16 protein-coding genes are annotated in these 18,263 nt (G+C 73.2%); 8 read left to right on the top strand and 8 right to left on the bottom strand.

From position 1 onward, the window contains the following. Window positions 1-103: 103 nt before the first annotated feature. Window positions 104-1,303 (bottom strand): serine hydrolase domain-containing protein, encoded by a 1,200-nt coding sequence (locus tag ACFXA3_RS02755; protein ID WP_385180933.1) that lies wholly within the window; start codon window positions 1,301-1,303, stop codon window positions 104-106. Between the two features lie 139 nt (window positions 1,304-1,442). On the opposite strand from ACFXA3_RS02755, the gene ACFXA3_RS02750 reads away from it, so the two are divergent. Then, the gene (locus tag ACFXA3_RS02750) at window positions 1,443-2,213 is read left to right on the top strand and encodes a class I SAM-dependent methyltransferase (RefSeq protein ID WP_385180930.1); all 771 of its coding nucleotides are present in this window, start codon (window positions 1,443-1,445) and stop codon (window positions 2,211-2,213) included. A 19-nt stretch (window positions 2,214-2,232) separates the two neighbouring features. On the opposite strand, the gene nadE is transcribed toward ACFXA3_RS02750, so the two are convergent. Continuing rightward, entirely contained in the window at window positions 2,233-3,069 is an 837-nt protein-coding gene (gene nadE / locus ACFXA3_RS02745; RefSeq protein WP_385180927.1) for an ammonia-dependent NAD(+) synthetase, read from the bottom strand. A 180-nt stretch (window positions 3,070-3,249) separates the two neighbouring features. On the opposite strand from nadE, the gene ACFXA3_RS02740 reads away from it, so the two are divergent. Next, entirely contained in the window at window positions 3,250-3,747 is a 498-nt protein-coding gene (locus ACFXA3_RS02740; RefSeq protein WP_385180924.1) for a hypothetical protein, read from the top strand. Here ACFXA3_RS02740 and ACFXA3_RS02735 read toward each other — a convergent pair. Continuing rightward, the gene (locus tag ACFXA3_RS02735) at window positions 3,744-4,370 is read right to left on the bottom strand and encodes a TetR/AcrR family transcriptional regulator (RefSeq protein WP_385180921.1); all 627 of its coding nucleotides are present in this window, start codon (window positions 4,368-4,370) and stop codon (window positions 3,744-3,746) included. The genes ACFXA3_RS02740 and ACFXA3_RS02735 overlap by 4 nt on opposite strands. 110 nt (window positions 4,371-4,480) lie before the next feature. On the opposite strand from ACFXA3_RS02735, the gene ACFXA3_RS02730 reads away from it, so the two are divergent. Together ACFXA3_RS02730 and ACFXA3_RS02725 are read left to right on the top strand one after the other, a co-directional pair. After that, complete coding sequence (locus ACFXA3_RS02730) at window positions 4,481-6,682, top strand: MMPL family transporter (protein WP_385180918.1); 2,202 nt, start codon at window positions 4,481-4,483, stop codon at window positions 6,680-6,682. Then, window positions 6,679-7,416: a DUF2993 domain-containing protein gene (locus ACFXA3_RS02725; RefSeq protein ID WP_385180915.1), complete on the top strand. Its 738-nt coding sequence runs from the start codon at window positions 6,679-6,681 to the stop codon at window positions 7,414-7,416. The genes ACFXA3_RS02730 and ACFXA3_RS02725 overlap by 4 nt, the downstream gene beginning before the upstream one ends. A gap of 44 nt (window positions 7,417-7,460) precedes the next feature. Here the strand turns inward: ACFXA3_RS02725 and ACFXA3_RS02720 are convergent, their stop codons facing one another. Further along, window positions 7,461-8,252, bottom strand: a complete 792-nt coding sequence (locus tag ACFXA3_RS02720; RefSeq protein ID WP_385180912.1) for an SDR family NAD(P)-dependent oxidoreductase — start codon at window positions 8,250-8,252, stop codon at window positions 7,461-7,463. Between the two features lie 101 nt (window positions 8,253-8,353). Here ACFXA3_RS02720 and ACFXA3_RS02715 point away from each other — a divergent pair, with 101 nt between their 5' ends. The 3 genes from ACFXA3_RS02715 (at window position 8,354) to ACFXA3_RS02705 (ending at window position 13,361) form a co-directional block, all read left to right on the top strand. Continuing rightward, entirely contained in the window at window positions 8,354-8,917 is a 564-nt protein-coding gene (locus ACFXA3_RS02715; protein ID WP_385180909.1) for a TetR/AcrR family transcriptional regulator, read from the top strand. Window positions 8,918-9,042: 125 nt separating this feature from the next. Further along, window positions 9,043-9,984, top strand: a complete 942-nt coding sequence (locus ACFXA3_RS02710) for an NAD-dependent epimerase/dehydratase family protein (RefSeq protein ID WP_385180906.1) — start codon at window positions 9,043-9,045, stop codon at window positions 9,982-9,984. Beyond that, entirely contained in the window at window positions 9,954-13,361 is a 3,408-nt protein-coding gene (locus ACFXA3_RS02705; RefSeq protein ID WP_385180903.1) for an aminotransferase class I/II-fold pyridoxal phosphate-dependent enzyme, read from the top strand. Before ACFXA3_RS02710 ends, ACFXA3_RS02705 begins: the two co-directional genes overlap by 31 nt. A gap of 1 nt (window position 13,362) precedes the next feature. Here the strand turns inward: ACFXA3_RS02705 and ACFXA3_RS02700 are convergent, their stop codons facing one another. The 4 genes from ACFXA3_RS02700 to ACFXA3_RS02685 form a co-directional block, all read right to left on the bottom strand. Continuing rightward, window positions 13,363-13,956 carry a toxin gene (locus tag ACFXA3_RS02700; RefSeq protein ID WP_385180901.1) on the bottom strand — a complete coding sequence of 198 codons (594 nt, stop codon included), beginning with the start codon at window positions 13,954-13,956 and terminating at the stop codon, window positions 13,363-13,365. Then, a complete protein-coding gene (locus ACFXA3_RS02695) occupies window positions 13,953-14,411 on the bottom strand; it encodes a helix-turn-helix domain-containing protein (protein WP_385180898.1) in 459 nt (152 codons plus the stop codon). The genes ACFXA3_RS02700 and ACFXA3_RS02695 overlap by 4 nt, the downstream gene beginning before the upstream one ends. Before the next feature lie 211 nt (window positions 14,412-14,622). Beyond that, window positions 14,623-15,777 carry an MAB_1171c family putative transporter gene (locus tag ACFXA3_RS02690; protein WP_385180895.1) on the bottom strand — a complete coding sequence of 385 codons (1,155 nt, stop codon included), beginning with the start codon at window positions 15,775-15,777 and terminating at the stop codon, window positions 14,623-14,625. Continuing rightward, entirely contained in the window at window positions 15,774-16,520 is a 747-nt protein-coding gene (locus tag ACFXA3_RS02685; protein ID WP_385180892.1) for a TetR-like C-terminal domain-containing protein, read from the bottom strand. Before ACFXA3_RS02685 ends, ACFXA3_RS02690 begins: the two co-directional genes overlap by 4 nt. 183 nt (window positions 16,521-16,703) lie before the next feature. Here ACFXA3_RS02685 and argG point away from each other — a divergent pair, with 183 nt between their 5' ends. Next, complete coding sequence (gene argG, locus ACFXA3_RS02680; protein WP_376193246.1) at window positions 16,704-18,152, top strand: argininosuccinate synthase; 1,449 nt, start codon at window positions 16,704-16,706, stop codon at window positions 18,150-18,152. Window positions 18,153-18,263 lie beyond the last annotated feature (111 nt).

Raw genomic sequence — 18,263 nt, 5'->3', positions numbered from 1 at the left:
GGCCCCCCCATGGGGGGGGGTGTGGGCGGTGGGGGCATGGGCCCCCGGGGCGGTGCCCCCCCCCCGCGCGCGCCCCCGGGGCGGCGGGGGGCCCGCGCGGGGACTACTTCGCAGGGGTGGCCACCGGCGCGGGCCAGAGGTGGTCGGGGGTCACGATGGAGGTGACCGCGTTCCCGATCAGGCCGGACAGGTTCTTGCCCCGGTGGTCCACGTCGCTGTTGACGAACACGACCAGGGTGGCCTTCTCGGCGGGGAGCTGGGCGGTGATGGTCTCGTAGCCCGGCAGTTCGCCGTTGTGCCCGAGCCAGCCGTTGAAGTCGAGGATCCCGAGGCCGTACGAGGCGCCGGGGACGGCGCCGATCGGGAGCGTGCGGAGCCGCTCGGCCTGCGTCTTCGCGGACAGCAGCCGGCCGTCCGCGAGTGCGGGGGCCCAGGTGTGCATGTCGTCCAGATCGGAGACCATCCCGCCGGCGGCCCAGGCCCAGGAGGGGTTCCAGTCGGTGGCGTCGGCGACGGTGCCCTTCGGGGTGAAGTCCGTGTAGCCGTGGGCGTGCGGATCGGGCAGGGCGCTGTCGGAGGGCAGCGAGGTGCCGCTCAGCTTCAGCGGCGTGAACACGTGGTCCCGGAGGTAGTCGCCCAGGCGCCGGCCGCTGACCTTCTCGACCAGCATCCCGAGCAGGACGGTGTTGGTGTTGCTGTACTGCCACTTGGCGCCGGGCTTGAAGTTCGCGGGATGGCGGAAGGCGACGTCGAGGAGCCGGCGCGGCGTGTAGCTGCGGTGCGGATCGGCGCGCAGCCCCGCCAGCCATTGCTCGTCCGTCGTGTAGTCGAACAGGCCGCTGCGCATCTCGGCCAGCTGGCGCAGCGTGACGGCGTTGCCGCCGGGGACGCCGGAGACGTACCGGGAGATGGGGTCGTCGAGGCCGACCTTGCCCTGGTCGACCAGCTGGAGGACGCCGGTGACGGTGAAGGTCTTGGTGACGCTGCCGATGCGGGTGGCGAGGCCGGACTTCATGGGCGTGCCGGTCTGCCGGTCGGCGACGCCGAAGGACTTCTCGTACGTGCCGCGGCCGGGCATCCAGAGGCCGATGTTCACGCCGGGAATGCCGGCTTCCTTCATGATCCCCGTGATGGCCGCGTCCAGCTCCTGCACGGTCGCGGGATCGAAGTTCCCGCGTACGGAGGCGACGGCCGGCCGGCCGGGGCCGGTGCCCGCGCACAGGGCGGCGAGCAGCAGGGCCGCAACGGCGGGCACGGCGGCCCGGCGGGAGCGGCGCACGGGGAACGGACGGTACCGGCCCATGATCGGTCACCTCTGCTCAGGGTCGACGGCACGACGGTCCCCGAGCCCCCAAGGCGCTCCACCCATGCTAGAAGCCCCGCTCCGCCACCGCGACCCCCTTGGCGGCCGCGCCGGACCGGGTGACCAGTAGGCTGCGACGATGGAACGCGCAGCCGACTTACCCGGGACCGCGGCCCCGGCCGTGGACCGGGACCGCGTCAACGACTACGACGGGTTCGCCGAGGCGTACGCGGCGGAGAACGAGAACAGCCTCGTGAACGCCTACTACGAGAGACCCGCGATGCTGGCCCTCGCCGGAGACGTGACGGGCCGTCGGATCCTGGACGCCGGGTGCGGCTCGGGCCCGCTGTCCGCCGCCCTGCGCGATCGCGGTGCCGTCGTCACCGGGATCGACGTCAGCGCCGGGATGCTGGCGCTGGCCAGGCGGCGGCTCGGTGACGACGCAGCCCTGCACCTGGCCGATCTGAGGGACCCCCTGCCGTTCGACGACGGGGCGTTCGACGACGTGGTCGCGTCCCTGGTCCTGCACTACCTGGAGGACTGGGGCCCGGCGCTGGCCGAGTTGCGGCGTGTGCTCAGGCCCGGGGGCCGGCTGATCGCTTCGGTGGACCACCCGTTCGTGGCCTACACGATCCACGATCCCCGGCCCGACTACTTCGCCACCACCAGCTACGGCTTCGACTGGACGTTCGGCGGGCGGACCGTGCCGATGCGGTTCTGGCGCAAGCCGCTGCACGCGATGGCCGAGGCGTTCACCACCGCCGGCTTCCGGCTTTCCGCCATCAGCGAGCCGCAGCCCGACCCGGCCGCCCGGGAACTGTTCCCGGACGGCTTCCGGGACCTCGCGACCAAGACCACGTTCCTGTTCTTCGTCGTCGAGGTGCCTCCCGGAAACCGTCCCGGGCGCTGAGGCGGGCCCGGCCCCGGGGTCAGTGGGCCGGGGCGATGGGGAGTCGGCGCTTGTGTTCCGTCAGGTGGTAGCGGCGGACGATCGTGTCGAAGGCGCGCTCGTCGACCGGCTTGCCCTCCAGGAAGTCGTCGATGTCGTCGTACGTGACGCCCAGCGCGTCCTCGTCGGCCTTGCCCGGGTCCAGGGTCTCCAGGTCCGCCGTGGGGGTCTTCCAGACCAGCTCGGCGGGGGCGCCCAGGGCGTCGGCCACGGCGCGCACCCGGCGCTTGGTCAGGCCGGTCAGCGGGACCAGGTCGGCCGCGCCGTCGCCGAACTTGGTGAAGAAGCCGGAGACCGCCTCCGCCGCGTGGTCCGTGCCGACGACCAGGCCGTCGTGGGCGCCGGCCACCGCGTACTGGGCGATCATGCGCTGGCGGGCCTTGATGTTGCCCTGCACGAAGTCCTGGTGGTGGGCGTCGCGGAAGACGGTCCCGCCCGCGAGGGCGGCCTCCAGCGCGGCGTCGCTGGCCGGCTTGACGTCCACCGTCAGCACCCGGTCGGCCCGGATGAAGCCGAGCGCGAGCTGGGCGTCCTTCTCGTCGGCCTGGACGCCGTACGGGAGCCGCATCGCGTGGAACGTCGCCTCGTGCCCGGCCTCGCGGGCCCGCTCCACGGCGAGCTGGCAGAGCCGGCCGGCCGTGGTGGAGTCCACTCCGCCGCTGATGCCGAGCACCAGGGAGCGCAGGCCCGTCGAGGTGAGTGCCTCCGCGAGGAAGGCCACCCGGCGCTCGATCTCCCGGTGCGCGTCGAAGGACTCCGACACCTGGAGTTCCCGGGCGATCTCCTGCTGCAGAACGGTGGACGCCGGCCGGCTCACGGCTGCTCCTCGTGGTCGATGGTGGTTCGTGGTCGCTGCGCTGCCGACCCTAGTCGAAGCCCGCTCCCGCCCCGAAAGCGGGCGGCCGCCGTCGTGGGGCTTGACAGACGGCATCCGATGTTATGACACTCAAAGTGCAAGATGTTGTGCCACATGTCCCCGGGGGGTCAGGAGGCAGTCATGCCGGAGCGCCGAACCTACGCCCTCGCGGGGATCGTCATGGGTGCGGTCTGGATCATGGGCTCGGACACCAGCCCCCGGGACCATGCGCTGCGGCTCCTCGCCCTCGTCGCGTGCGCCGGAACGGCGATGGCCCTGCTGCACCGCCGCCGGGCCCGCCTCGGCCGGCCCGTGGACCGCCGGCTGCACTCCGGCCTGCTGGTGGGCAAGGTGCTGCTGGTCGTCGTGGCCCTGGCCCTCGACGGCCTGCTCGGCCTGTGGATCTCCGAGCCGAGCCTGGTCACCGCGGCCCTGCTGTGCCTGTTCATCGCGTTCGGCGGCCCTTGTCTGCACCGGTGGCTCGCGCGTGGCCGCAAGGGCGGCCCGGAGGGCCGGCGGCCCGTTCCGCCGGCGGACGCCCGGGTTCTGTCCGGGGCCGGGGCGGGGCTTGGGGCCGCGGCCCGAGCCGGTGCCGGTGCCGGTGTCGACGGTGATCGGGACCGGCCGGGCCCGGCTTAGGGGGTGTCCGCGTCCGTGGTGGCGAGGAGGGCGTGCACGGCGGTCTTCATGGTGCGGGTGGCCGCTTCGACGGAGAGGCCGCTGTTGCGCCAGTGGTACCAGGCGCCCCAGGTGGTGACCGCGTCGAGTCCGTGGAGTACTTCGGTCCTGCGCTCGGCGGGCAGTCGGCCGAGCTCCTCGGCGAAGATCTCGGCGAGTCGTGCGCGGGCGAAGTCGAGGACCTGGCGGGTGACCTCGCTGATGCGGTCGCCGGGCTTCTCGATGCGCAGGAGCGTCAGCTGCGCGGGTGTGATCCACTCCAGGATCCGGGAGCGCTGTTCGGTGAGGGCCGCGACGCGGACGTCCCTGGGGCCGTCCGTCGGCAGCGGTTTGATCTGCTCGATCAGCTGTTCCAGGCGCCGGGTGATGGCGGTCTCCACGAGCTGGGACATGTCGGCGTAGTGGTGGAAGACCAGGCGGCGCGAGACGCCGGCGCGTTCGGCGACGCGGTCCGCGGGGAAGTGGGACTCCCCTTCGTCGAGCAGGGACAGCACGGCGTCCGCGATCTTCACCCGGGACAGGCGGCTGCGCTCGGCGCGGCCGTCCGCGAGTCGTTCCTCTGGCTGCTGAGCCGATTGCTGCACGTTGACCCCTCCCGGCCTCACTCTCCGCCATTGTCGCAAACGGGGGCGCGACGCCCGCCCGGGCGCCACCGGCGTTGAATAAATTGCATCGCGAGTGCAATGATGCGCCCATGTTCGTCACCCTGGGGCGCTGGTGCGCCCGTCGGCCGAAGCGGGTCACCGCCGCCTGGCTCCTGTTGCTGGTCGCTCTGGCCACCGCGGTGGGCGTTCTCGGCAGCGCCACCACCGAAACGGTCTCCATACCCGGCAGCGACAGCCAGGCCGCCCAGGACGCGGCCCGCGTCTTCGCCGACCCGGCCTCGGGCCGTCAGCCCCTCGTCCTGCACACCGCCGCGGACGCCGCGCCCCTCACCTCGGCCGGTGCGCGCGACGCCGTCGAAGCGGCGGCCCGGGCCCTCACGGCGCGTGACCACGTGGTCGCCGTCACCACCCCGTACCAGCCCGCCGGCGCCGCGGCCCTCGCCCCCGACGGGCACACCGCCTATCTCTCCGTCGAACTGGACGTGGCGGGCCGCGACATCACCGCGGACATCGCCCACGACCTCCTGGCCGCCGCCGAACCGGCCCGAGCGGCCGGGATCGAGGTCACGCCCGGCGGCAACCTCGCCGTCGCGGCCGACAAGAAGTCCACCAGGCGCAGCGAGGTCATCGGGCTCGTCGCGGCCTTCGCCGTCCTCTACCTCGGATTCCGCAGGCCGATCGCCGCCGCCGTACCGCTGGCCGTCGCCGTCGTGGGCCTCGGTGTCTCGCACGCGGCGATCGGCCTGACCGGCCACCTGATGGACATGCCGTCCTCCGGAGCCACCATCGCGGCGATGATCGGACTCGGGGTGGGCATCGACTACAGCCTCTTCTGCCTGACCCGGTTCCGTGAGCTGCTCGCCGGCGGGGCGCAGATCGAGGACGCCGCCGCCCTCACGACCGGTGCCTCGGGCAAGGCCGTGGCCTTCGCCGGCACCGCGGTCATCGCGGCGCTCGCCAGTCTGGCCCTCGGCGGCCTGCCCCTGCTCCAGGCGCTGGCCCTCGCACCCGGCATCGCCGTCCTGGTCGCCATGGCGGCCACCCTCACCCTGCTCCCCGCACTGCTCGCCCTGCTGGGACGGCGCCTGGCCCCCGCCCCCGTCGCTCCGGTCGCCCCCGGTGCCGAGGGCCGGCCGGAAGCCGCCGGGGCGCCCGAGCGCGGCTGGGCGCGCATCGCCCGGCACGTCGCCGACCGGCCGTGGCGTTACCTGCTGGCGGGCCTGGCCTTCTTCGTCCTGCCGGCGCTCGCCGCGGCCCAGCTGTCCTTCGGCCAGCTCGACGGCGGCGACAAGTCCCCGGGCACGGCCGGACGGACGGCCTACGACCGGCTCGAAGCCGCGTTCGGCCCCGGCGTCAACGGCCCCCTCCAGGTCACCGACGCGCTGCCGAAGCCCGCGTCCGGACCCGCCGACCCGGCCGTCGCCGCCGTCGGCCGGGCGCTGAAGGACACCAGCGGCGTGGCCGCGGTCGGACCGGCGCAACTGAGCCGTGACGGCAGGACCGTTCGCTGGCAGGTCACCCCCACCACCGCGCCCGGCGATCCGGGCACCGCCGGCCTCGTCCGCCGCCTGCGCGAGCACACCCTCCCGGCGGCCACCGCCGGCACCGGCCGGGAAGCCCATGTCGGCGGCGTTCCCGCGACCCAGCTGGACCTCAACGACCGGCTCTCGCAGCGCCTGCCCGCCGTCATCGGGGTGGTCCTCGCCATCGCCGCCCTGCTCCTGCTGCTGGCCTTCCGCTCCCCGCTCGTCGCCGCCAAGGCGGCCGTACTGAACCTCCTCTCGGTGGCCGCCGCCTACGGTGTGCTCACCGCGCTGTTCCAGTGGGGCTGGGGAGCGGTGCCGCTCGGCCTGCCGGGGCCCGTCCCGGTCCCCGGATACGTACCGCTGCTGATGTTCGCGGTGCTGTTCGGGCTCGCCATGGACTACGAGGTCTTCCTGCTCAGCGCCGTCCGCGAGGCATGGCTCGCCACCGGCGACAACCGGGGCTCGGTGATCACCGGCCTCGGCAGGACCGGCAGGATCATCACCTCCGCCGCGCTCATCATGGTGTGCGTCTTCCTGGCCTACCTCCTGTGGGACGACCCCGTCGTCAAGATGTTCGGAGTCGGCCTCGCGACCGCGGTCGCGCTCGACGCCACCGTCGTCCGCGGGCTCCTCGTCCCCACCACGATGGTCCTGCTCGGCAAGGCCAACTGGTGGATCCCCCGCCGGCTCGACCGCCTGCTGCCGCAGATGCACATCGAAGGCGACCCGGAGACCTCCGTACCCGAACCCGTGAGGAACGCATGAACCACACCGCTCCCTCCGCAGCGCCCGCGCGCGCCGTGGCATCCGGCGCCGGCGCGCGGCGTCCCCGGCGCACCCGGCGCCTGGTCCTGGCCGGCGCGTGCGCGCTGCTCGCCGGCCTCGCGCTCACCGACCGCGTCGCCGCCGGTGTCACCGAGGGCCGCATGGCCGACCGGATCGCCGCCCGGCAGAGCGCCCTGGTGGCGGCGCCGAACGTGTCCATCGACGGATTCCCGTTCCTGTGGCACGCCGCGGCCGGCAGCTACCCGCAGGTGGAGGTCGAGGGCCGGGCCGAGACGCAGGACGGCCTGCCCGTCACCGCCGCCTTCGACCTGCACGACGTGTCCAGGAAGCCGGGAGGCTACTCGGCCGCCGCGGCGCGGGCCGCGTTCAGCGTTCCGCTCGACGCGCTCGCGGCCAAGCGCGGCTCCGACGTCCGGCTGACCGGGCAGGACGGGAAGCTGCAGATCACCCGGACCATCATGGGGATGCCGCTCGTCGTGACCGCCGCACTCAAGCTGACCGGTGACACCGTCACGCTCGAACCGACCGCGGCGTCCCTGGCCGGCCGTGGTCTCGACCCGGCCAACCCCCGGATCGTGGCCGCGCTCAATGCGGTGGAACGCAAGATTCCGGAGCTGCCGCTCGGCCTGGCCCCGTCGTCGGTCTCCGTCGACGACGGCGCCGTGACCGTGCACAGCGAGGCGAAGGACCTGGCCCTGCCCGCCCGGACGTGACCGCGCGGTGCCGGGCGGGGAGCGGTCGAGGCCCCGCCCGGCGGTCACCGGCTCTTGCGCTGGGCCTCGACGATGCTGCGTACCGTCCCGTCCACCCCGGCGCGGCTCTGCACCCGCTCCGAAAAGGCGGGGAACTGCCCGGCGATCGCCACGAGCGCCTTCAACTCGGCCGGCGCGACGTTGACTTCGCATAGGTTCCGCTCTACGGCGCGGACCACGCCGCGCGCCACCTGCCCTGGCGACACCGTCCGCGCGCCGGCGGGGGTCTTCGCGCCCGTCGCGGCGAACATGCCGGCGTCCCGGACGTATCCGGGCTGGACGAGCGAGACCCCGACGCCCGTGCCGTGCAGGTCCTGGCGGAACGCCAGCGCGAAGCCGCGCAGCCCGAACTTCGTCGCGTTGTACAGGGAGGACGACTTGGTGGCGGCCTTGCCGGAGATCGAGCCGATCAGCGCGATGTGGCCCTGGCCCGCGTCGACCATCCGGGGTGCGAGCAGGCGGGCCAGCATGATCGGCGCGCGAAGGTTCACGGCGAGGGACCGGTCGATCTGCTCGGGGGTGTAGTCGAGCACGTCGCCGCTCGACGGGAGCGCGGCATTTGCGATCAGGATGTCGGTCTCGGGGCACTCCTGCGCCAGCCGGGCGACATCGGACGCGTCCGCGAGGTCGGCGAGGACGGCCCGCGCCCCGAGCTCGTCGGCCACGGTCCTCAGGGCGTCCTCGCGGCGTCCGGTGACCACCAGTTTCGCGCCCTTGGCGGCGAGCGTGCGGGCCAGCGTGAGGCCGATGCCCCCGGTGACCCCGGTGAGGAGAACGGTTGATCCGGTGATGCGCATCCCAATACCCTCCCTGTTGTTCGTTCGAACGAACACTAGTCAGGCGGCGAGTGTCGTGTCCATGCCGAACACAGGTCCGGGTGAATGTGAGAATGGCGGGCATGGAGAAGGCCGCCGACACCCGCCAGAGCATCATCGACGCCGTGCTGCGCATCATCGGGCAGGACGGGATCGCCGCGGTGAGCAACCGGCGGATCGCCCGGGAGGCCCGGGTCTCCCTGGGGTCGATCACGTATCACTTCGCCACCCAGCACGAACTGCTGCGCGAGAGCCTGCTGCACTTCGTGGGTGAGGAGACCAGGCGATTCACCGAGATGGCCGACGCCTGCACGAGCGAAGGCCTCGACATCCAGGGCGCCGCGGACGCCGTGGGGCTGGTGGCCGGCGGAACCGAGTTCGACAGCAGGCACATCGCCCCCTTCGAGCTGTACATCCAGGCGGGCCGCGACGAACGCCTGCGGGCCGCGGCCGCCGAATGCTTCGCGGCCTACGACCGGCTCGCCACCCGCATCCTCCACGCGCTCGGCCTGCCCGATGCCGAACGGCTGGCGAGCACCGCGGTCGCCCTCGTCTTCGGGCAGCAGCTGCGCCGGCTCGCCACGGGATCGCCCGCGGAGGACCTGGTCGACACCCTGCTCTTCCTGACGCAGCCCGCATCCCGCTGATCCGCGGCCGGGAAGCCCCTGGGACCGGCGGGCCGAAGGCCCGTGGGGCCGCCGGGCCACGGCCCCGTGGGACCGGTGGGGTCAAAGCCCGTTGGGGGGAAGGCCGCTCGCGCTAGTGTTCGCCCGTGAGCCTTCATGTCGTCATGGGATTCGGGCCCGCAGGGGCCGCCACCGCCCGGCTTCTGGCCGAACAGGGCCATACCGTACGGGTGGTGACCAGATCGGGACGCGGCGCGGAACCCGGCATCGAGCACGTCGCGCTCGACGCCACGGACAGCGGACGGCTGGCCGGAGCCGCACGCGGCGCGACCGCCATCCACCAGTGCGCCGCCCCGCCCTACCACCGCTGGGCGAACGAGTGGCCACCGCTGCTCTCGTCCGCCTGCGCGGCGGCGGAGGAGACGGGGGCCGTCCTGGTCATGCTGGGCAACCTCTACGCGTACGGACCCGTGGACGGCCCCCTCACCGAGACGATGCCCCTGGCGGCGACCGGGACCAAGGGACGGGTCCGCGCCGCCGGCTGGGAGACGGCGCGCAAGCTGCACCGCGAGGGCCGCATCAAGGCCGTCGAGGTACGCGCCTCGGACTTCTTCGGACCCGGCGTCACCGACGGCGGACACCTGGCCGGGCGGGTCGTGCCGCCACTGCTGCGCGGAAAGCCGGTCTCCACCCTCGGGGACCCCGACGCCCCGCACAGCTGGACCTACCTCCCCGACGTGGCCAGGGCCCTGGCCGAGGTCGCGGGCGAGGAGCGGGCCTGGGGCCGGGCCTGGCACGTTCCGACCGGACCCGCGCTGTCCGTACGGGAGATGGCGGGCCTCCTCGCGGCGCAGGCGGGAACGGCGCCGGCCACGGTCCGCAGGCTGCCGTCCGCGCTGTTCGGCGCGGCCTCGCTCTTCTCCCCGCTGCTCCGTGAACTGAAGGAGATCCGCTACCAGTTCGACCGCCCCTTCGTCGTCGATTCGAGCGCGTACGAGGCCGAGTTCGCCGTCCGCGCCACCCCCGTCGGCGAACAGGTCAAGGCGACGGTGGACTGGTGGCGCGAACGACTGGCCACACCCCGGTGACGCCCCGGGCGGAGGACGGCGACACGGCGGACCCGGCCGCGGGAGCACGGCGCGACGACATCGCGATCGTGGGGATGGCCTGCCGCTTCCCGGGAGCGCCCGACCTCAACCGGTACTGGCAGCTCCTCACCGCCCCACGACCGCAGTTCTCCACCGTCCCCGAGGAGCGCTGGCGCTCCGCCGCGTTCCTCGGCGACGACCCGCGCGACGCGTCCTGCGCGTACACGGACACCATGGCCCTGCTGCCGGACGTGGGCCACTTCGACGCGGCGCACTACGGCATCCCGCCCCGGCGGGCCCGCTCGATGGACCCCCAGCACCGGCTGCTGATCGACCTCGCGCGGGAGGCCGTCCAGGACGCGGGCTGGGAGACCGAGGGCTTCGACCGCGAGGAGACCTCGGTGATCACCTCGCTCACCGAGAGCGGCTACCGCGAACTCAGCACCATGCGGATACGGATGCGCCAGGTGGCCGGCGGCGAATTCGGGGCGCGGGCGGACGACCCCCGGTGGGCGGAGACGGTCCGCGCCGTGGACGGGCTGCACGGCACGTCCGTGGCCGGGCTCCTGCTCAACATGGGCCCCAACAGCATCAGTTCGGTCTTCGACCTGCACGGCGAGAGCTACGCGCTGGACTCGGCGTGTTCCGGCGGGCTCATGGCGGTGGCCAACGCCGTGTTCGCCCTGCGCGCGGGACGCAGCCGCATCGCGCTCGCCGGCGGCGCCCAGATGATCCTCGCCCCCGACCTCCTGGTGGGGCTGAGCCGGATCGGCGCCCTCTCGCGCAGCGGCCGGTGCCTGCCGTTCGGTGCGCAGGCGGACGGCTTCGTCCTCGGAGAGGGCGCGGGCCTCCTCGTCCTGCGGCCCCTGGCCGACGCACGGGCGGCGGGCGACCGGGTCTACGCCGTGATCCGGGGCGTGGGCACGGCCAACGACGGAACCGTGCAGGGCGGCATGCACCCCGAGGCGGCGGGCCAGCTGCGGGCGCTGCGCCGGGCCTACCGCGACGCGGGCCTGGCCCCGGACTCGGTGGGCTACCTGGAGGCGCACGGCACCGGGACGAAGGCCGGCGATCCGGTCGAGGTCGGGGTGCTGCGCGAACTGCGCGGAGACCGCGGTGCGCCCGCATTCCTCGGCGCGGTGAAGGCGGTGGTGGGGCACTCCCTGAACGCCGCCGGGATCGCCGGGCTCATCAAGACCGTACTGGCCGTGCAGCGGGGGGTGATACCGCCGCAGCCGGAGTTCGAGCCGGCCGACCCGGCCGGGCTCGATGCGGCCCGGCTGACCATCCCGACGCGGGCGACCCCGTGGCCGGAATCGGGGCAGCCGCGCCGGGCCGGGGTGAGCGCCTTCGGGTTCGGCGGCACGGGGGTCCACCTGGTGGTGGAGGAGGCCGGCGGGGAGCCCGCCCCTCCGGCGCCGGTCGGGGAACCGCAGCTCCTGGTGCTCAGCGCCCGGGACCGGGCCGGGCTGGCCCGCTACGCCCGGGAACTCGCGCACACGCTCACCGTCGACCGGCTGCCGCCGGACCGGGTGGCCGCGACCCTGGCCCGCCGGGCTCCCCTCGGCCGGCGGCTGGCCCTGGTGGTGCGGGACGCCGCCGACGCCGTCGCGCAGCTGACCGCGGCGGCGCGGGACGTGGAGGCGGGCCGCGCCGCGGACGGCGCACCGGAACCCGCGACCGGCCCGGCCGCCCCGGTGGGCGCGGTCGGTCCCGAGGCGAGCGCACGGACACCCCCGTGCACCCTGCCGCCGAGCCCGCTCGCCCCGCGGCGCCACTGGGTGGTGGACGACGCGGCCCGCGAGCCGGCGGACCCGCCCGGCCCGGGGCGGCCACCCGGACCGGCGACCGCGCAGACACGGGGCGCCGGCGCCGCCGGTACGACCGCGGCCTCCCTCGTCCTCGAAGCGGTCTCGCGGACCGGCGTCTTCCCGCTGTCCGACCTCGACGCGCGGATGACGCTGACGACCGATCTCGGCTTCGACTCCCTGATGCTGCAAGAGCTGGAAGTCGTCCTGGGCCGGCTGGTCCCCGGCTTCACCTCCGACGAGACGTACGCACCCGGGCTCACCATCGAAGGGCTGATCACGCTCGTCGCCCCGCACTTCACGGGGGAGCCGGTGCCCGGTGGACCGCCGCCCCCGCAGCCGGACGCCTCGGGCCGGGACACCGCAGGCACGTGCGTCGAGGACTTCCCGGAAGTGCTGGAGTTCGAGGAGCGCCTGCGCTCGATCACCGCCGGCGGCGCGGACTTCCCGTACTTCCGGGTCCACGAAGGCACCATCCGCGACACCACCGTCATCGGCGGCCGGCCCTACCTCTCCTTCGGCAGCTACAACTACCTGGGGCTCTCCGGCCATCCGGCGGTCAACGAGGCCGTTCACCGAGCCGTGGACCGCTACGGGACCTCGGTCTCCGCGAGCCGGATGCTCTCCGGCGAACGGGACCTGACCGTACGGCTGGAGCGGGTGCTCGCCGGATTCCTCGGGGTCGAGGACTGCCTGGCGCTGGTGAGCGGCCACGCCACCAACGTCACGGCCATCGGGCACCTCGTCGGCGCGGGCGACCTCGTCCTCCACGACGCGCTCGCCCACGACAGCATCCTCCAGGGCTGCGCCCTGTCCGGCGCGGCCCGGCGGCCGTTCGCCCACAACGACATGGGCCGGCTGGAGCACATGCTGAAGGTCAACCGGTCCCGGTTCAGGCGGGTGCTGATCGCCGTCGAGGGCGCGTACAGCATGGACGGCGACCTGGTCGACCTGCCCGCGGTCGTCGAACTGAAGAAGCGCCACGGCGCCCTGCTGCTGGTCGACGAGGCGCACAGCATCGGCACCGTGGGCGAACGCGGGCGCGGAGTGGGGGAGTTCTACGACGTCGACCGCACTGCCGTGGACCTGTGGATGGGAACCCTCTCCAAGGCCTTCGCCGGCTGCGGCGGTTACCTGGGCGCGTCGGCGCGGACGGTGCGGTGGCTGCGGCACACGCTGCCCGGGTTCGTGTACAGCGTCGGCCTGACCCCCGCCAACGCGGCCGCGGCGCTGGCCGCCGCCGAGCTGATCGCCGCGGAACCGCAGCGGGTGCGTACGCTCCAGCGCAACGCGGAGCTGTTCCTCGGGCTGGCCGCCGCGGCCGGTCTGGCGACGGGCTCCAGCGGCCGGACGCCGATCGTGCCGTGCCTGCTGGGCGGCTCCGCGCGGACCCTGCACGTCGCGGACCGGCTGTTCCGGCGCGGGATCATCGCCGATCCGATCTTCCACCCCGCGGTGGAGGAGGGGCTGGCGCGACTGCGGTTCTTCCTCACGAGCGAGCACACGGAACGTGACGTCCGCCGCGCCGTGGCGGTCCTGGCCGAGGAGGTGGCGGCCACCGGGGGATGAGTCAGAACAGGGTGCGCTCTATGCGGTCGAGCGTGGCGGACGTGCCGGGCGCCGCTGCCCCCGCAGCCGTGCTCGCGGCCGTGTCGGCGGCCCCGCCCGGCGCGGCGCGCTCCGCGGCGCCGCGCAGCCGCTGCGAGAGCAGATAGGCGATGACCTCCGCCTCCTGCTCCTGCACGTCGTCGTACGTGGCGCGCAGGAGCATGTCGCGCACGAGGTCGGGGTCGAGGTTGGGGAAGAGGATGCGGGAACTCGCCTCGTCCAGGAGGCCGGCCCCGCGGTGGCAGCAGATGATGTGTCCCAGCTCGTGCAAGATGATGTGCTCCTGATGCGCGCTGGTGGTGTTGGCGTCGTAGAAGATCAGGTCTTCGTCGCGTGCGGCCACCCACATGCCGCACGGCTGCGACGCGGGCATCGGCATGGGAACCAGAGTGATCGGCCGGCCGCGGACCTCGCCGAGGTAGCGGCACAGCTCGGCCACACCGGCTCCCTCCGGCAGGTCCAGGGCGGCGAGCCGCCGTGCGCCGTCCTTGCGGAGCTTCTTGAGCCGGCTGCGGCGGTCCTGGTCGGCCGGCCGTCCCCTGCCGGGGACCCTCACTCCGGGTCCGCGGGGTCCGGGGGATCTGCGGGGTCCGTGACGGGAGGAAGGCCCTGCAACTGCCGGTACTGGTCCATGATGGCCGTGATGGCCTGGAGGTTCTCCTTCTTCATGCCGGCGGCGCGCATCGCCACCGAGCGGACGCCCGCCTGCCGCAGGGCCTCGATGGCGGCGACCTCGCCGAGCACGGACTCGGCGACCTTGTCGTCGAAGAAGTAGGCGACCGATACGCCGAAGAAACGGGCGAGGGCGGCCAGCAGGTCCGGTGAGGGGTTGGAGCGCTTGCCGGTCCGCAGCTGCGACAGGTACACGCCGCCGACCTTGAGGTCGGGGCTGGCCCGCTTCAGCTCCTCGGCCACCTCGGCATTGGTCCAGTGCCTGCCCTTGGGGCGGACCGTCTTGAAGAGGTTGTCCAGACGCACTGCCAGTACGGGCCGGTCGTCACTCTCGGACACTGCGCATCTCCCTCCCGTCACCTCCTCGGCATTGCTCTCAGCTATTTTCCAGTTTTGCAGATTAGCGGTCAGTTGACAATCTGGCGTGAGTCCGCCACCGTGTAGCTCGTCGATAGCTGACAGCTAACTTTGCTTACGGGGGTAGCCGAGTGGGGCGTCAGTCGTATCGGCCGGGCGGGCCGGCCCTCGGGGGATGGGGGCCGGCCCCCGCTCAACCGATCTTCCGGTAGACGGACGCGACCTGGGCGAGCCAGGCGACCTCCGCGGTGAAGTTGTCCGGGTCGCGGTCGTCGAAATCGCCGGCGTCCTTGCTGTCGACGGGGACCGTCCCGGTGCGCTTCGCGTGCAGGGCCTGCCTGATCTGCGTCGCCTCGGCGAACGCCTGCCGGTATTCGCTGTTCGTCCCGGCACCCGCGGTCCCGGCGGCGGGGGCGGCGGCGGAGCGGTCGATGTACGGGCGCAAGTCCCGCCACCCGTCCCGGATTTCGATCACCCGCCGGTGCAGGCGGTAGTTCAGATCGGAGACCGCGGCCGACCCCGAAGGCTCCAGGACGATGTCCGGGGAAGCCTCGTACAGGTCCCGCCAGAGCGGGTAGAGCGCCCGGTAGGACCGGTAACTGCGCACCCAGTCCAGCAGTTTGGCCGCCGACGCCTCCCAGGAGGAGATGGTCAGGCTCAGCGACAGCACGACGATGCCGGCCGCGCTGAACACGGACGCGGCGACCTGCCAGACGCCGATGTCGATCCCCCACGCGGCGGTGAGGATGTTCACCGTGCGGCACAGGCAGTACAGGAACAGGACCACCGCCGAGACGGACAGCAGGCGCAGGGCCTGCCGCAGCGAGGCCTTGCCCGTCATCCGGGCGTAGGGTCCGCACTGCCGGAAGATCGTCACGCACGGCACCGCCTGGGACACGATGAAGACCAGGAGGTACGTGAGGACCAGCGGCCGGCCGCTGCCCGTGTTGAAGTCCGACGCCGGCCGGCCCGGCCCGTCGGCGATGAAGAAGAGCGCGATCAGGAGCACGCCGAGGACGACGCCCGTCACCAGCCAGTAGCGGACCTTGCGCACCACTTCCCCGGTGTCCGTCGCCCAGCGCAGCAGGATGATCTGCGCGCTGACGCAGAACGCGACCGCCGACACGTGCATCACCAGGATCGCGAGGTTCCCGACGCCCAGGAAGCTCCCGCCCCCCATGGCGACGGCGCCCATGGTGAAGGTGAGGCACTGGAGCAGCAGGGTGACGACCAGGGCGCGGTAGGCGTGGTCCCTCCAGCTGCGCCCCACCTGGCAGAGCCGGTAGACGAGCGCGGCGTACGACGAGAGCGCCGCGACGGCGAAGCAGAGGGTTCGGGTGAGGTTCACGGCTCGTTGCGGGGCTTCTCGTCCAGGGGGACCGTCAGCCCGATGCCCTCGGCCGCCACCGCGATGGCGAAGTCGAAGTAGGCGGCCTCGTCCCGGACGCTGTCGTGGGTCCGGCTGAAGACCTGGAACACCAGCAGGCCGATCAGGCTGCTCCACAGCGCGATGCCGCGCTCGATGAGGTCCGCGAACGGGGCCTCGGGCGTCCCGCCGAAGAGCGCCACCGCCTCGGGCAGGAGCAGCGGAGGTCCGGGCACCGCCCGCCGGGGCGGGGTGAGTTCACCGTCCGCCAGTGCGGAGCGCACGATGCCGGCCAGCACCGCGGGCGTACGTGCGGCGGCCGGGACCGTGGTCTGCGGGGCGTGGTAACCGGGCACGGGGGAGCCGTAGATCAGCGTGAACTCGGGCGAGTGGGCGAAGGACCACTCCCGCAGGGCGCGCGTCACCGCGAGGAGCCGCTCCCCGGCCGACGCGCCGGCGGCGCCGGCCGCCTGATCTGCCCGCTCCATCGCGGCGGCGGAGTCGTCGTAGGCGTCGATGACGAGCGCGGTCAACAGGTCGTCGCGGTGCGGGAAGACGGCCTCCACGTCGGCGACGGCGAAACCGCCGGCCTCGGCGACCGCCTCCGGGGACAGCCCTGCGGCGCCGAGTTCCGCGAGCAGTCGGCGGGCGGTCGCCTTGGTGGCTGCCGCGCGCGCGGCGTTCTCATCGGCGTTCTCATCGGTGGCCCGTGCGGAAGCATCCATGGCCAAACCGTACCGGTCGGTCACCGCCGTCCCGGGGCATTCACCGGAGCACCACGGGAACCCACAGTGATCCGGCCAATGACCGACCGGTTCCGGATCCCCGGGGTGCAGGGTGGCCGGGAGCCGCGCGGTGCTCGTCCGGCCGCGTTTGCATAGCCATGCGTTTAAGTGCATACTCTTCCCATGTCTAAGGTTCTCACCTCCCTTCCCGCCGGCGAGCGCGTCGGCATCGCCTTCTCGGGCGGCCTCGACACCTCCGTCGCGGTCGCGTGGATGCGCGACAAGGGTGCCGTCCCCTGCACCTACACCGCCGACATCGGCCAGTACGACGAGCCCGACATCGCGTCGGTGCCCGGCCGTGCCCAGACCTACGGTGCCGAGATCGCGCGCCTGGTCGACTGCCGGGCGGCGCTGGTCGAGGAGGGCCTGGCCGCACTCGCCTGCGGCGCGTTCCACATCCGCTCGGGCGGCCGCGCGTACTTCAACACCACCCCGCTCGGCCGCGCCGTCACCGGCACCCTGCTGGTCCGGGCGATGCTGGAGGACGACGTACAGATCTGGGGCGACGGCTCGACCTTCAAGGGCAACGACATCGAGCGGTTCTACCGCTACGGCCTGCTCGCCAACCCCCACCTGCGCATCTACAAGCCGTGGCTCGACGCCGACTTCGTCACCGAGCTGGGCGGGCGCAAGGAGATGTCCGAATGGCTGGTCGCCCACGGCCTGCCCTACCGGGACAGCACCGAGAAGGCGTACTCCACCGACGCCAACATCTGGGGCGCCACCCACGAGGCCAAGACGCTGGAGCACCTCGACACCGGCGTGGAGACCGTGGAGCCGATCATGGGCGTGCGGTTCTGGGACCCGTCCGTCGAGATCGCCACCGAGGACGTCACGATCGGCTTCGACCAGGGCCGCCCCGTGACGATCAACGGCAAGGAGTTCCACTCCGCCGTCGACCTCGTGATGGAGGCGAACGCCATCGGCGGCCGCCACGGCATGGGCATGTCGGACCAGATCGAGAACCGGATCATCGAGGCGAAGAGCCGCGGCATCTACGAGGCGCCCGGCATGGCGCTGCTGCACGCCGCGTACGAACGCCTCGTCAACGCGATCCACAACGAGGACACCCTCGCGCACTACCACAACGAGGGACGGCGCCTCGGCCGGCTGATGTACGAGGGCCGCTGGCTCGACCCGCAGGCCCTGATGGTCCGCGAGTCGCTCCAGCGCTGGGTCGGCTCGGCCGTCACCGGCGAGGTCACCCTGCGGCTGCGGCGCGGCGAGGACTACTCGATCCTCAACACCACCGGCCCGGCCTTCAGCTACCACCCGGACAAGCTGTCCATGGAGCGCACCGAGGACTCCGCGTTCGGCCCGGTCGACCGGATCGGCCAGCTCACCATGCGCAACCTCGACATCGCCGACTCGCGCGCCCGCCTGGAGCAGTACGCGGGCCTCGGCATCGTCGGCACCGCCCACCCCGAGCTGATCGGCGCCGCCCAGGCGGCGGCGACCGGCCTGATCGGCGCGATGCCCGAGGGCGGCGCCGAGGCCATCGCCTCCCGCGGCGAGGTCTCCGGCGACGACGAGCTGCTGGACCGCGCCGCGATGGAGTTCGGCACCGACTGACCGGTGGGCCACGGTCCCGGGGGGTGCGACTCGTCCAAGTCGTGTTGTGCGCCCGGGGGCGCGGTCCCTGCGTGGGGCGTAGCCGCGGGCCGGTGACCAGGGATCAAGCTG

It is taken from the genome of Streptomyces sp. NPDC059456, from assembly GCF_042750055.1.
Taxonomy (GTDB): Bacteria; Actinomycetota; Actinomycetes; order Streptomycetales; family Streptomycetaceae; genus Streptomyces.
The sequence above is the reverse complement of the archived record's forward strand: the minus strand, read 5'-3'. Positions and strand labels throughout refer to the sequence as shown.

Excerpts from the sequence above, each read along its gene's own strand:
- ACFXA3_RS02755 (WP_385180933.1), bottom strand. The coding sequence starts at position 1,303 with ATGGGCCGGTACCGTCCGTTCCCCGTGCGCCGCTCCCGCCGGGCCGCC.
- ACFXA3_RS02750 (WP_385180930.1), top strand. The coding sequence starts at position 1,443 with ATGGAACGCGCAGCCGACTTACCCGGGACCGCGGCCCCGGCCGTGGAC.
- ACFXA3_RS02740 (WP_385180924.1), top strand. The coding sequence starts at position 3,250 with ATGCCGGAGCGCCGAACCTACGCCCTCGCGGGGATCGTCATGGGTGCG.
- ACFXA3_RS02730 (WP_385180918.1), top strand. The coding sequence starts at position 4,481 with ATGTTCGTCACCCTGGGGCGCTGGTGCGCCCGTCGGCCGAAGCGGGTC.
- ACFXA3_RS02725 (WP_385180915.1), top strand. The coding sequence starts at position 6,679 with ATGAACCACACCGCTCCCTCCGCAGCGCCCGCGCGCGCCGTGGCATCC.
- ACFXA3_RS02720 (WP_385180912.1), bottom strand. The coding sequence starts at position 8,252 with ATGCGCATCACCGGATCAACCGTTCTCCTCACCGGGGTCACCGGGGGC.
- ACFXA3_RS02715 (WP_385180909.1), top strand. The coding sequence starts at position 8,354 with ATGGAGAAGGCCGCCGACACCCGCCAGAGCATCATCGACGCCGTGCTG.
- ACFXA3_RS02685 (WP_385180892.1), bottom strand. The coding sequence starts at position 16,520 with ATGGATGCTTCCGCACGGGCCACCGATGAGAACGCCGATGAGAACGCC.
- argG (WP_376193246.1), top strand. The coding sequence starts at position 16,704 with ATGTCTAAGGTTCTCACCTCCCTTCCCGCCGGCGAGCGCGTCGGCATC.